The 15,709-nt window shown below is 61.4% G+C and carries 4 protein-coding genes; all 4 read left to right on the top strand.

Annotated elements, in window-relative coordinates; translation table 11 throughout:
• Positions 1-241: 241 nt before the first annotated feature.
• The 4 genes from MGMAQ_RS03410 to MGMAQ_RS19230 all read left to right on the top strand — a co-directional run bounded on the left by MGMAQ_RS03410 (position 242) and on the right by MGMAQ_RS19230 (position 15,603).
• A complete protein-coding gene (locus MGMAQ_RS03410; RefSeq protein WP_158498762.1) occupies positions 242-1,930 on the top strand; it encodes a peptidase domain-containing ABC transporter in 1,689 nt (562 codons plus the stop codon).
• Positions 1,927-4,128, top strand: a complete 2,202-nt coding sequence (locus MGMAQ_RS03415; protein ID WP_052716084.1) for a peptidase domain-containing ABC transporter — start codon at positions 1,927-1,929, stop codon at positions 4,126-4,128. The genes MGMAQ_RS03410 and MGMAQ_RS03415 overlap by 4 nt, the downstream gene beginning before the upstream one ends.
• 11 nt (positions 4,129-4,139) lie before the next feature.
• Entirely contained in the window at positions 4,140-5,522 is a 1,383-nt protein-coding gene (locus MGMAQ_RS03420) for an HlyD family type I secretion periplasmic adaptor subunit (RefSeq protein WP_052716085.1), read from the top strand.
• 190 nt (positions 5,523-5,712) lie between these two features.
• Positions 5,713-15,603, top strand: a complete 9,891-nt coding sequence (locus MGMAQ_RS19230) for an Ig-like domain-containing protein (RefSeq protein ID WP_052716086.1) — start codon at positions 5,713-5,715, stop codon at positions 15,601-15,603.
• Positions 15,604-15,709: the final 106 nt, after the last annotated feature.

The raw sequence follows: 15,709 nt of genomic DNA on the forward strand, positions 1-15,709 counted from the left end.
ATTCGATAAAACTGCTTTACACGGGTGAAGGCTGTCAGACGTGATCGGTGCACCGCGATGGCTTGAATTTGTTGGAAATTAGGGCGGGGTTAACCCGACGGGTCCATGATCACCCTGGGAACTTTTTTCGGGCACGAATGATGTCGCGAACCATTGGGGATGGGGCTGAAGCGTCATGACGGGTCAATAGATGGCCAAAGGTCGTCGGAAAACCACACGCCTAAGCAAATTCGGTGGGCTGATGAGCGCCTTTCCGGAACTCTTCATGTCGTCCCTGTTTCTTAATGTTTTGTCCTTGGCTCTCCCGTTGGCGCTGTTGCAGGTCTATGACCGTATCGTGCCCAACAGCTCCCGCGGCACGCTGGTGATGCTGATTTTCGGGGTGCTGACAGCCCTGTTTTTGGAATCCCTTCTGCGCATTGCCCGTTCTTCCATCACCGGGTGGATTGGCGCCCGCTTCGAACATCGGGCCGGTTGCGCCGCCTTTGATCACATGCTGGGGACCAGCTTGCAGGAATTCGAGCGCGTCGGGTCCGGCGTGCAGTTGGAGCGCATCAGTTCCCTGCGCACCGTAAAGGAATTCTACGCCGGCCAGGCGGTTACCGCTGTTCTTGATCTTCCGTTCGCTTTCTTTTTCCTGGCCTTGATATGGATGCTTGGCGGATATCTGGTATGGGTGCCGGCCACCACATTGGCTCTGTTCGCGCTGGTCACCGTCTTCAAGTCCAGCAGTTTGAAAAAGGCCATCGACAACTACACCCAGGCCCGTGACCGAAGGCTGAATTTCACCATCGAGGTCCTGGGTGGCGTCCATTCGGTCAAGTCCATGGCCATGGAAGCCCTGATGCTCCGGCGCTATTCACGGCTGCAGGAAACCACTGCCGAGGCCGACTACCGAGTGGCCTTGGAAAACGCCTCGGCCATGAGCACCGGTGTGTTCTTTTCGCAATTGACCATGATCGGCGTGGCGGCCTTTGGCGCCACCATGGTGGTGGACAATCTGATCACCGTTGGTGTGCTGGCATCTTGTACATTGTTGTCAGGCAGAGCCTTGCAACCGCTTCAACGGGCCGTGGGGCTTTGGACCCGGTTCCAGACCGTGAGCCTGGCCCGCAAGCGGTTGAAGGAAATTTTCAAGCTGCCCCTAGACGAAGAGCCGGAAAACGTCAATCGCGAACCCATCGAAGGTGCATTGGAAATGCGCCATGTGAAGTTCAAGTTTGCCGACGATCTGCCGGAGATCATGACCGACATCAACCTGGATGTTTTGCCCGGTGAATGCGTCGGCATCGCCGGTTCCAACAGCAGCGGTAAATCGACCCTGCTCGGCCTGATGACGGGTGCCTTGCGCCCCACCGAAGGCGAGGTGCTCATCGATGGTATTCCGCTGACGCAGCACGATCCCTATGTGCTCAAGCATGGGGGCATCGCCTATTTGCCGCAGGAAGGCGAACTGTTTCAGGGTACTATTCTCGACAACCTGACCATGTTCCGGCTGGAGCTGGTGGACGAGGCCATCGAGGTGGCCAATATGCTGGGTCTGGATGAAGTGGTGGCCAACCTGCCTTTCGGGTTTGATACGCGGGTCGGAGATGCGGCATATGAATCCCTGCCACGGGGCATCCGCCAACGGATTGCCATCGCCCGGGCCTTGGTGGGGCAGCCGAAGATCGTTCTGTTCGACGAAGCCAATACGGCGGTGGATGGCACCGGCGACGCCTATTTGCGTCTGACCTTGGAGCGGTTGAAGGGGGTCTGCACCCTGATCCTGGTGACGCCGCGACCGTCGTTGTTGCGCTTGGCCAACAGGGCATTCGATCTCAAGGACGGCACGTTGGTACCGCGCGACATGTCGGCGCCGCGAGGCGCCAAGCCGGGCGGTGGCGGCGCGATCGCGAAGCCTGCGGCAGCGGCGGAGAAATCGGCATGAACGAGATGTCGGAAACCAAAAACCAGTTGCCTGTCCCCGACTTCTCATGGGCCGAAGGTTCAGAAGCGTCCCTGACTCTCAGTGATGATCAGATCACCAGCGGCAAGTTGGGTGGTTTTAAGGCCGCCACCGATGTGGCTGCTTGTTTGCTGCCTTTGTTGAAGGCCTTGGGCTGGCGCGGCAACCCTCGCCATGTGGTGGAGGCCCTGCCGCACTTCGCCGATACCCTGGATCTGACGGCGCTGCTCAATGTCATGGCCAACTTGGGCTTTTCGAGCCGATCCACTCGCGTGCGGCTGCGGCACTTGGATTCCCGATTGATGCCCTGCCTGTATCTGCCCGACCGCGGCTTCGCCCAGGTCATCCTCGGGCGCGAAGGCAAATCCTTGTCCTTGTTCGATAGCAAGGGCGAACAGTACGTCAACAATGACAAACCCCGGGGTGGCGGCACGGTCTATCTGTTCCAGCCTCTAGAAGATGACGACCCCCGCAGGCAGGCCAAGACCGAAGGCTATGTGGGTAAAATGACCGACCGCTTCCGGCCCTTGATCTATCAGATCCTGGCGGTCAGCTTCTTCTCCAATCTGTTGGTCATTGCCACGCCCTTGTTCATCATGGCGGTCTACGACAAGGTGGTGGCGACCGGGTCCATGACCACCTTGGCTTTCTTGGTCGCCGGGGTATCCATCGCCCTGATCGGGGACGTGGTGTTGCGGGGAATCCGTTCGCGGATGATCGCCTTCATTGGCGCGCGACTGGATCATATCATCGGTAATGCTATTTTTGAACGATTGTTGTATTTGGCGCCTTCCTTTACCGAGCGCGCCACCATTGGTGCCCAGGTCGCGCGGCTGAAGGACTTCGAGTCCATCCGGGATTTTTTCACGGGACCCATGGCGGCGATTGCTCTGGAAGTTCCGTTCGTCTTCATCTTCGTCATCGTCATGGGGCTACTGGGCGGGACCATCGCCTTCATCCCCTTGGTTACCCTCATTCTGTTTATTATCCTGGGGCTGATCGTGCTGCCCATTTTGCGGACCAAGGTGGCAGCCACCTCGCGGGCTGAATCCGCGCGCCAGGAGTTTCTTGTGGAAGCCCTGGGCAAGATGCGTTCGCTCAAGTATGCCGGTGCCGAACCGCAATGGCGCGAGCGCTATAAAGAGATTTCCGCCCGCGCCGCCATGCGCAGCTATGCCACGTCCAAGGTACAGGCCGTGGCCTCCACCACGGCCCATGTGCTGATCGTCGGGTCCGGCATGGCCACTTTGGGTTGGGGGGTCACCAAGGTGCTTGATGGGGATATGTCGGTGGGTGGCCTGATCGCCTCGATGATCCTTGTCTGGCGTATTCTGGGTCCCATGCAGACCGGCTTTTTGACCATGACCCAGATTGAACAGGTCCGGGCCTCGGTGCGTCAGATCGATAACCTGATGCAGCTCAAGCCGGAACGGGATCCCAACACCAAGATTCAGCCGCTCAAAAGATTCAAGGGCGCGGTCAGTTTTGCCCGTGTCTCCCTGCGCTATTCTCCGGATTCCGATCCAGCCTTGGTGGGCGTGACGTTTGACGTCAACCCCGGTGAGCTTTGCGCGGTGATCGGCCCCAACGGCTGTGGCAAATCGACCGTTCTGAAATTGGTCGGCGGCATGTATCAGCCTCAGGCGGGGAGCGTGCGTATCGACAATGTGGATATCCGCCAGATCGATCCCATCGAATTGCGCCATGCCGTGGCCTATGTACCGCAGCAATGCCAGTTGTTCTTTGGCACCATTGCCCAGAATTTGCGCCTGTCCAACCCCACGGCCAGTGACGAGGAACTCCAATGGGCCTGCCATCAGGCCGGGCTGTTGGAGGATATCAATCAGATGCCCGACGGCTTTTGGACCCGTGTTGGCGATGGGCGCTCGGAGCAACTGCCGGCCAGCATGTCGCAAAAAATCTCCCTGGCCCGGGCCTACCTAAAACGAGCCTCGGTCATGTTGTTCGACGAACCGGTCAATGGCCTGGATTTCGAAGGCGACAAGCAGTTCATGCGGACACTTGAATCCATGCGCGGTTCGGTGACGGCATTCCTGGTCACCCACCGGCCCAGCCATTTGGCATTGATGGACAAGATTGTTATTTTGGACGGCGGCCTGGTCCGCATGGCGGGGCCCGCCGACCAAGTGCGAGAAAAGATCCCGCCTGGCCTGTTCTAACGAGAGTAACCATGACCGAAAAGAATATTGTCCCGGCCGCAAATCAGGCTGACAAGGCCCCGCCACCCATGAAGATCCAGCGCGGCAGCCGCCAGATCCGATACATGGCGCAGTCGGTATTGCTGGAGGAATCGGGGACCTCTCGCCTGGTGCGGCTGGCCATCTTTCTGATCGCCGGGGTGGTCGTGGCCTTTGTGGCTTGGTCCGCTTATACCCGTGTCGACGAAGTGGCGATTGCCAACGGTCAGGTGGTGCCCTCGGGCTCCATCCAGGTGGTGCAGCACCTGGAAGGCGGGATCATTCGCGAGATCCTGGTGGAGGAAAAGACCCTGGTCCGCTCCGGACAGCCGCTGGTGCGGTTGGATCCGACCCAGGCCCAATCGGAACTGTCCCAAGTTAAGGCCCGTCGGACCGGATTGGAAATGCGGGCCGAGAGGCTGCGCGCCTTTGCCGAGGGACGACAGCCGGACTTCGGCGAAATACCACCGCATTTTGCCAGTCTGGCCTATGACCAATTGGCCATTTTCCGGCAACAGGTAAAGACCATCGAGGCGCAGCAAGACGTGCTGCGGAACCAACTGCGGCAAAAGAAATCCGCTCTCCATACCGTGCGCCAACAGACCAAGGCCGTGCGGTCCCAGCTCAAGCTGCTGGATGAGGAATTGGCCATGCGCGATACCCTGGTTACTCAGGGGCTGACCTCCAAGGTTTTGCTGCTCAACGTCAAACGCGAATACTCCACCACCCAAGGGGAACTGGCCCGGTTGCTGGGTCAGGCCGCGACCGCCCTGGAGGAAATCGGCGAGGTGGAAAATAGACTCATTGATCAAAAATCCAGCCTGCGACAGGAAGTGCTGACCGAATTGGGATCGGTCAGTGCGGAACTGGCTCAGGTGATTCAATCCATCAACCAGTTGGAGGATCGGGTGCGGCGCCTTGAGGTGTTCTCGCCGGTCAACGGCTTCGTTCAGGACATGAAAATCAAGACCGTCGGGGCCGTGCTTCCGGCGGGTGGCGTGCTGATGGAAATCGTGCCCGTGGATGATGTCTTGAAGGTCGAGGCCAAGATTTCCACCCGGGACGTGGGGCACGTGAAAGTGGGCCAGCCGGTGGCGGTCAAGGTCACATCCTATGATTTTGCCCGCTACGGCAGCGTCGATGGGATCTTGCAGTCGATCTCGGCCACCACATTCATCGACGAACAAGATGGCACCCCCTATTACAAGGGGCAGGTGGAGTTGATGCAGCCCTATGTGGGCGACAATGCCGGGGAAAATCCCATCTTGCCTGGCATGACCGTGCAAGCAGACGTGGTCACCGGTCACAAGACCTTGCTAGAATACCTTCTCAAGCCCATCTTTGTTTCGCTGCAACAGGCTTTCCACGAGCGGTGATGTAGAATATCATTTCGATTGGAGAACAATGTGCTATACTGGGAGCCTAACCAATCGAGCGAATCGGAATGGAGGCTATCGGTTGCGCCTTATGCGACCCATGGATACCAAATACAGATATCGGCCTACCCTTGGGGTGCGGCCGCCCGATCGCTTGCGACCACCACATCCTCACTGATAGGAGCGTGTCATGGCTGAACAAGAAAACGAAAATGTAGCTAGCCAAGATTTCGAAGAGGACGACGAAGAATCCCAAGAAAACAAAGCCGCGGCCGAGGAAGAGATGTTCCTCGAGGGCGAGGGATTTACCACGCTTGAGGATGGCGAAGAACAACAGGTCCTTCAGAACAACGATGATGGCCAGGGCGAACAGACCGCCCAGATGGGCAACGTCCAATCCACCCAGCGCCAGACGCAAGAAACCATCGAAACCGGTGGTGCCCAGTCGGGAAGCACCATCGCCAGCACATCGGACATCGAAGCCGCCGAGGTGGGATCTGTCGATCGGGTCGAAGGGACGGAAACCGAATCCCAGGAATTTGTCGCTACCCAGCAAGCGGGATCCCGCGAACAGGATCTGACTCAAGATTCCGAGGTCACGGAGCAGCGCGAAGATGTGGCGCCGCCGGATATCGAGGTGGCGGCCGCCGAGGCTCCCGTCAATCAGCAGCAGGCACCACAACAAGAACAGCAGCCCGCCGACGAGCAGTCGGCTCAGCAGCAAGACGAAGTCGTTGAGGAAACGCCGGCCCCTCAAGCCGCCGCCACTCCAGCCGCGGAAGCCGCCGCGACTGCCGACGACGACAATGAAGACGAAATCCTCCAGGAAACCGTCGAGGAAGTCGCAGAAGTCGTTGTCGATGATACGCCGGAGCTATCCGCCGATTCCGCCGCCATCCAGGAAGCCGATTTGGGCAGTGTGAGCGGAAATTTGGACATCGATTTTGGCAATGATGGTGAAGGCTCCATCGAACTGGTGGTGTCGCAGGAATTGCTTGATATGGGCCTGACTTCCAACGGGAATCCGCTGGATTATGCCATGAGCACCGATGGTCAGACCATGACCGCCAGCACCGAGGATGGGCAGGAGATCTTTACTGTTCAATTGTCCAATCTTGATGGTGTCTACAGCTACGCGTTGACCCTGCATGAAAACCTGGATCACACCGGGGCGGCGGCAGCGGCGATCGACCTGCCGATCCAGGTCGCGGCGACCGATGCGGATGGCGATCGGGTGGTCACCGATTTCAATATTTCAGTCGAGGACTCCCTCCCCGAAGCCACGGACGATGCCGCTGTCACGGTCCGCGAGGGCGATGACGCCATCTCTGGCAACGTGTTGGAAAACGACAATCTGGGCGCCGATGGCGGCCAAGTGCTTTCCTTCACCTATACGGGCCCCGACGGCAGCCAGCAGAGCGCCGACGCGGGCTCCACGGTGACCACCGAGAACGGGGGCAGCCTGACCGTCAATGAAGACGGTACCTGGGAATACGAAGCACCCGCCGAAGCCGACCACAGCGCCTCGGACAGCCTGTCGGAGGGCTTCACCTATACCGTCGTGGATGGGGACGGCGACACCACCGAGGCGACCCAGGAAATCACGCTGACCGACCTGGCCCCCGAGGCGGTGGACGATGCCACCCAGTCGGTGGACGAAGGCGGCAACACCATCACCGGCAGCCTGCTCGACAATGATACCGCCGGAGACGGCGCCCTCTCCGTCATGGCCATCGCCTATACGGATGAGAATGGTAACCTCCAATCGGTGGTTATCGAAGATGGCGGGGTCACCGTCGATACCCAATATGGCAGCCTGACCGTCAACGAAGACGGCACCTGGAGCTATGAATCCGACGGGGCCGAGACCCATACGGATGGCGAGGCCCTGGCCGACAACTTTACCTACACCATCACCGATGCCGATGGCGATACCTCGACCGCCACCCAGGGCATCGAGGTCAACGATACGGGCCCGAACGCCGTGGTCGACACGGATTCCGTGATTGAAGGCCAGTCCGTCACCGGAACCGTGCTCGGAGGCGCGGGCGATGATGATTTCGGCGCCGATGGCGCGGCGGCTTCGGCGGTGACGGCGGGCACCTTCAGCGGCGATCACGGCACCTTGGTGATGAACGCCGATGGCTCATATACCTACACGGCCAACGAGGGCCTGGACCAAAGCGGCGGCGATCTGACCGACAGCTTCACCTACGAGATCACCGACGCGGACGGAAGCACCAGCACCAGCACGCTGACCCTCACCGTGGGCGATGAAGGCATCACGGCCAACGCGGCGGACGGCACGGTGGACGAGACCGGCGGTCTGGACAGCGTGACCGGGGACCTGGGGATCAGCGCGGGCAGCGATGGCATTGCCAGCATCGAACTGAGCGCCACCGATGCCACCTGGAACGACAGCACCAATACGCTGACCGCCGATGACGGCAGCTACCAGGTGGAGGTCAACGACGACGGCACCTATACTTTCACCCAACTCAATCAGATCGCCCATCCGGATGCCACGGATGCCAATGATGCCGTAAATCTGGACTTCACGGTGACGGCGACGGACGGCGATGGGGATGTGGTTACCGATGACTTCACCATTCAGGTCCTGGATGACGGCGCCGTGGTTCTCGACGACGGCACCGTGCAACTGGATGAAGGGGGCAACACGGCAACTGGCAATGTGTTGGCCAACGATGACATGGGGATGGACGGTGGTTCGCTGACCTCGTTCCAATACACCGACGAAGACGGCAATACCCAGACCGCCACCGCCGGCTCGACCGTCGATACCCAATACGGCGAACTGACCGTCAATGCCGACGGCTCCTGGAGCTATGAGTCCGATGCCGCCGAAAGCCATGACGGCGGCGCACCCCTTGCCGACGGCTTCACCTATACGGTGACCGACGGGGATGGCGATACTTCCAGCGCCACCCAAGGCATCCAGGTGACCGATACGGGCCCGAGCGCGGTGGCCGATACGGATAGTGTCACCGAAGGCCAGTCTGTCTCCGGGACCGTTCTGGGCGGCGCGGGCGATGATACCTTCGGCGCCGATGGCGCGGCGGACAGTCCGGTGACGGCGGGCACCTTCAGCGGCGATCATGGCACCTTGGTGATGAACGCCGACGGCTCTTATACCTACACGGCCAACGAGGGCCTGGACCAAAGCGGCGGCGACCTGACCGACAGCTTCACCTACGAGATCACCGACGCGGACGGCACCACCGCCACCTCCACGCTCACCCTCACCGTGGGCGACGAAGGCATTACCGCCAACGCGGCGGACGGCACGGTGGACGAGACCGGCGGTCTGGATAGCGTGACCGGGGACCTGGGGATCAGCGCGGGCAGCGACGGCATTGCCAGCATCGAACTGAGCGCCACGGATGCCACCTGGAACGATAGTACCAATACCCTGACCGCCGATGACGGCAGCTATCAGGTGGAGGTCAACGACGACGGGACCTATACCTTCACCCAGCTTGACGAGATGGATCAGGCCGATACCACCGACGGCAACGACGCGCTGCAGCTTGACTTCACGGTGACGGCGACGGACGGCGACGGGGACGTGGTCACCGACAGCTTCGCGATTCAGGTCTTGGATGATGGCCCTGTGGCCGTTGACGATGCCACGGTGTCCGTGGCCGAGGGCGGCAACGCGGCCTCGGGCAACGTGCTCTCCAACGACGACATGGGCGCCGATGGTGGCACCCTGACCAGCTTCCAGTACACCGACGAGAACGGCGACACCCAAACGGCGGATGCGGGATCCACGGTGGATACCCAATACGGCGAACTGACGGTCAACGCCGACGGCTCCTGGAGCTATGAGTCCGACGCCGCCGAGACCCATACGGACGGCGCGGCCCTGGCCGACAACTTCAGCTACACCATCACCGACGGCGATGGCGACACGGCGACGGCGACCCAAGGGATCGAGATCACCGATACGGGCCCGAGCGCGGTGGCCGATACGGATAGCGTGGTCGAAGGCCAATCGGTCTCCGGGACCGTTCTGGGCGGCGCGGGCGATGATACCTTCGGCGCCGATGGCGCGGCAGCGTCGCCTGTCACGGCGGGCACCTTCAGCGGCGATCACGGCACCTTGGTGATGAACGCCGATGGCTCTTATACCTACACGGCCAACGAGGGCCTGGACCAAAGCGGCGGCGACCTGACCGACAGCTTCACCTACGAGATCACCGACGCGGACGGAAGCACCAGCACCAGCACGCTGACCCTCACCGTGGGCGACGAAGGCATTACCGCCAATGCGGCGGACGGCACGGTGGACGAGACCGGCGGTCTGGACAGCGTGACCGGGGACCTGGGGATCAGCGCGGGCAGCGACGGCATTGCCAGCATCGAACTGAGCGCCACGGATGCCACCTGGAACGATAGTACCAATACCCTGACCGCCGATGACGGCACCTATCAGGTCGTGGTCAACGACGATGGGACCTATACCTTCACCCAGCTCGATCAGATCGCCCATCCGGACGGCACCGACGCCAATGACGCGGTGAACTTGGACTTCACGGTCACCGCCACCGATGGCGACGGCGACGTGGTCACCGACGACTTCACTGTTCAGGTGTTGGATGACGGCCCGGTGGTGCTGGATGACGGCACCGTACAGATGGATGAAGGTGGCGTGGCCGCGACCGGTAATGTGCTGAGCAATGACGACATGGGCGCCGATGGGGGCACCCTGACCAGCTTCCAGTACACCGACGAGAACGGCGACAGCCAGACGGCGGATGCGGGATCCACGGTGGATACCCAATATGGCGAACTGACGGTCAACGCCGACGGTTCCTGGAGCTATGAATCCGACGCCGCCGAGACCCATGACGGGGACACGGCCCTGGCCGACAACTTCAGCTACACCATCACCGACGGCGATGGCGACACAGCGACGGCGACCCAAGGCATCCAAATTACCGATACCGGCCCGAGCGCCGTTGACGATGCCACGGTGTCCGTGGCCGAAGGCGGCAACGCGGCCTCGGGCAATGTGCTCTCCAACGACGACATGGGCGCCGATGGGGGCACCCTGACCAGCTTCCAGTACACCGACGAGAACGGCGACACCCAAACGGCGGATGCGGGATCCACGGTGGATACCCAGTACGGCGAACTGACGGTCAACGCGGACGGCTCCTGGAGCTATGAGTCCGACGCCGCCGAGACCCATACGGACGGCGCGGCCCTGGCCGACAACTTCAGCTACACCATCACCGACGGCGATGGCGACACGGCGACGGCGACCCAAGGGATCGAGATCACCGATACGGGCCCGAGCGCGGTGGCCGATACGGATAGTGTCACCGAAGGCCAGTCTGTCTCCGGGACCGTTCTGGGCGGCGCGGGCGATGATACCTTCGGCGCCGATGGCGCGGCGGACAGTCCGGTGACGGCGGGCACCTTCAGCGGCGATCATGGCACCTTGGTGATGAACGCCGATGGCTCTTATACCTACACGGCCAACGAGGGCCTGGACCAAAGCGGCGGCGACCTGACCGACAGCTTCACCTACGAGATCACCGACGCGGACGGAAGCACCAGCACCAGCACGCTGACCCTCACCGTGGGCGACGAAGGCATTACCGCCAACGCGGCGGACGGCACGGTGGACGAGACCGGCGGTCTGGACAGCGTGACCGGGGACCTGGGGATCAGCGCGGGCAGCGACGGCATTGCCAGCATTGAACTGAGCGCTACGGATGCCACCTGGAACGACAGTACCAATACCCTGACCGCCGATGACGGCACCTATCAGGTCGTGGTCAACGACGATGGGACCTATACCTTCACCCAGCTCGATCAGATCGCCCATCCGGATGGCACCGACGCCAATGACGCGGTGAACTTGGACTTCACGGTCACCGCCACCGATGGCGACGGCGACGTGGTCACCGACGACTTCACTGTTCAGGTGTTGGATGACGGCCCGGTGGTGCTGGATGACGGCACCGTACAGATGGATGAAGGTGGCGTGGCCGCGACCGGTAATGTGCTGAGCAATGACGACATGGGCGCCGATGGGGGCACCCTGACCAGCTTCCAGTACACCGACGAGAACGGCGACACCCAAACGGCGGATGCAGGATCCACGGTGGATACCCAATATGGCGAACTGACGGTCAACGCGGACGGTTCCTGGAGCTATGAATCCGACGCCGCCGAGACCCATGACGGGGACACGGCCCTGGCCGACAACTTCAGCTACACCATCACCGACGGCGATGGCGACACAGCGACGGCGACCCAAGGCATCCAAATTACCGATACCGGCCCGAGCGCCGTTGACGATGCCACGGTGTCCGTGGCCGAGGGCGGCAACGCGGCCTCGGGCAACGTGCTCTCCAACGACGACATGGGCGCCGATGGTGGCACCCTGACCAGCTTCCAGTACACCGATGAGAACGGCGACAGCCAGACGGCGGATGCGGGATCCACGGTGGATACCCAATACGGCGAACTGACGGTCAACGCGGACGGCTCCTGGAGCTATGAGTCCGACGCCGCCGAGACCCATACGGACGGCGCGGCCCTGGCCGACAACTTCAGCTACACCATCACCGACGGCGACGGCGACACGGCAACGGCGACCCAGGGTATTCAGGTGACCGAAACCGGGGTCTTTACTGCCGGGGATGACACGGTGGACTTCGGCGAGATCCTGCCGGGATCCTATTCCATGGATTCCTACGACGACGCCTTGGGCGGCGACGACATTATTACCATGGCCGATGATATGTCCGGCTTTGGCTTCGATGGCGATGACTACTTCGATGCCGGGGCGGGCGACGACCAGATCACCGGCGGGGCAGGGGACGACCTGATCGATGGTGGCGAAGGGACCGATACGGCGGTCCTGACCGGCAATTTCGACGACTACACCATCACTCTCAATGACGACGGCAGCTATACGGTCATCGATGATCGGGGCACGGACGGCGAGGATACCTTTGTCAACGTCGAAAACTTCAGTTTTGCCGATGGCGACAAGGCAGCGGCCGACCTGGTTGATCCCAATGAAGGGCCTGTGGCCACCGATGATTCCGGCGGTGGTGATGGCGCGGGCACCAGCCTGGTGTCGGAGAATTTCTCCGAAGGCGTGTCGGGTTGGGGTAGCGATATCTCCGAGAGCGGCGGCCAGATGATCATCGGCAAGGACGAAACAGCCTCCAAGACATTTGATTTCGGAGACGATCACGCCAACCAGACGGTGGTCGTCTCCTTCGACATGACCGCCGATGGGGGATGGGAGGATTCCGGCTCCTATCAGGACTTTTTCAATATCACCGCCAACGGCTCCGAGGTCTCCAGTACCTCCATGGAAGACGGCAGTACCAGCTTCAGCTTCGAGGTGCAGACCGACGCCAACGGCCAGGTGGTTTTGGAAATGAACGCCGATACCACGGGTAGTGGCGAGCATGTGCAGATCGACAACTTCACCATGGTTGGCGGCGATGACTGGTCGGGTGGCGGGTTCTCGACCACCGAGGACAATGCTCTGACCATTCAGGCGGATACCCTGTTGAGCAATGACTCCGATGCGGATGGCGGTACCTTGAGTATCACCTCGGTGCAGGATGCGGCGGACGGCACGGTGGTCCTTAACGACGACGGCACCATCTCCTTCACGCCCAACGACGATTTCAGTGGCGAGACCACCTTCACCTATACGATCTCCGATGGCCAGGGTGGGACCGACACGGCAACGGTGACGGTCACGGTGGATGCGGAGGCCGATACCCCGACATTGACGGTGGTTGACGCCTCGGGCGACGAGGACACGGCCATCGCCCTGGATATCAATTCAGCCCTGGGCGACACCGATGGTTCGGAAACCCTGGTGGTTACCATCGACGGTGTGCCGGACGGCGCAACATTGTCGGCAGGCACCGAGAACGATGATGGCACCTGGACCCTGACCGGGGACGACCTGGACGGCTTGTCCGTGACCCCGGCCGACGACTCGGGGGCCGACTTTGATCTGACCGTCGTGGCCACCGCCACCGACGGCAGTGATACGGCCACCAGTACGGCGACTCTGTCGGTGACCGTGAATGACGTGGCCGATGCCCCGACTCTGAGTTTGGATATCGGTGATCCGTCGGTGAATGTGACCGAGGGGAGTTCGAGCACCGTCACCATCAACGAAAACAACTTCAACGAAACCGGCAGCGGTTTCACGGTGACCGGGCGGTCGCTCAGTGGCGGCGGCCTGTCCGAGGAATCCGTGGACAATGTCAGCTCCACTAGCAGCAACGAAGGTGGCTTCGGGGTGACGGGCAACGCCTCGGGCCCGAGCAACCAATTAGGCGCCGACAACGGCGTATCGGAAGAACTGCACGTCAACTTCGATAGTGATCAGACCAGTGTGAACGTGACTTTCGATCGGCTGTTCTCCAATGAATCCGGCGGGCAAGGCGAAGTGGCCAATTACGAACTATTCAAAGACGGTGTGAAAGTCGGCGAAGGTAGTTATGATTCCGGTGACCATGCCGGGACCAATGGCGGCTCCACTCATAGTACCGAGATTTCGCTGGACGGCGGCTTCGACGAGATTGTGTTCACCGCACCGGACGACGGATTCAGCGACTATCTGGTGTCTTCCGTCGAATTCACGGAAACAACAGAAGCGTCGACCACCGTCGAGTATCCGATCACCATCGAAAGCGGCCTTACCGATACGGACGGCTCGGAAAGCCTGAACGTGGTTGTCGATGGCTTGCCGGACGGGGCGACCCTGTCGGCTGGTACCGAGAATGATGATGGCAGTTGGACCCTGAGTGCCGACGACCTGGACGGCCTGACCATGACCGTCGATTCAGGAGTCAGCGACGACTTCGATCTTTCGGTCACGGCCACGGCTACCGAAGCCGATGGCGGCGATACCGCGACGGCGGAGGCCACGGCCACGGTCGATGTCTTGAGCGATGTCGAGGCTGCTGATCCGAGCTTGAGCGTATCTCTCGGGGATGCCGATGTCACAATCAGCGATAGCGGCGGCAGCGCGGGCAGCAGCGGCGGCAAGGGCAAGGGCGGCAGCGGCGGCAGCCACGGCGGCAGAGGCTGGGGCGGCAGCGGCGGTAGCGGTGGCAGCGGCGGCGGCAGCCACGGCGGCAGAGGCTGGGGCGGCAGCGGCGGTAGCGGTGGCAGCGGCGGCGGCAGCCACGGCGGCAGAGGCTGGGGCGGCAGCGGCGGTAGCGGTGGCAGCGGCGGCGGCAAGGGATATGGCGGCTCCAGCGGCGGCGCTGGTGATAGCGCCAGCATCGTGGCCGTGCCACTTGAACTGAATGTCGGGCTGGGCGACACCGATGGATCGGAAACCCTGACCCTCACCATCGACGGTGTGCCGGACGGCGTGACCCTGTCCGCTGGAACCGACAATCAGGATGGTTCTTGGACCTTGACGGAAGGAGATGCGGAAGGTCTATCCATGTCCTTCTCGTCCAGTGACGTGAGTAGCGATTTCGATCTCACAATTTCCGCCATGTCCACCGAGGACGCGGGCGGGGATACATCCACGGTCGTGTCGGAGATTACCGTGCCGGTGGAAGACATCCTGGCCGATACGGTGGATACCAATACGGTTGCCGGGTCGACGGGTGATGACAACATCTCCGGGACCAGCGGCGATGACAATATGGATGGCGCGGCCGGGAATGATGTCATGGATGGCGGCGCTGGCGATGACATGCTGGTCGGAGGCGCCGGAGACGACAGCTTCTTCGACGGCACCGGCGACGACGTCATGATGGGCGATGCGGGCAATGACCTGTTCACCTGGGGCGGCGGCAACGATTCCGTCGATGGTGGCGAAGGCAACTGGACCGACACCGTGCATGTGGACAAGAGCAGCTTCGGCGAAGCCGGGGAAGACTGGACCCTTGTGGTGGATGGCGAAGACCGGACCCAGGATGTCATCAATGCCGAGAACAGCGGTACCGACGCCATTGATCTGGGCGACGATGCCAGCGGCTATATCGTCACCGAAGACGGCGACAGGCTGGACTTCGACAACATGGAGCACCTGACCTGGAGTTAGAATGCTTTCGGGCCATCCCGGGTTATGAAGACCGGGGATGGCCCCATAGGCTCACGGGTCCCAAATCCGGTGTTCGCCTCCCTTGTCGGGGCACGCGATTAAACAC

Origin of the sequence: Magnetospira sp. QH-2, from assembly GCF_000968135.1 — a bacterium.
GTDB lineage: Bacteria > Pseudomonadota > Alphaproteobacteria > Rhodospirillales > Magnetospiraceae > Magnetospira.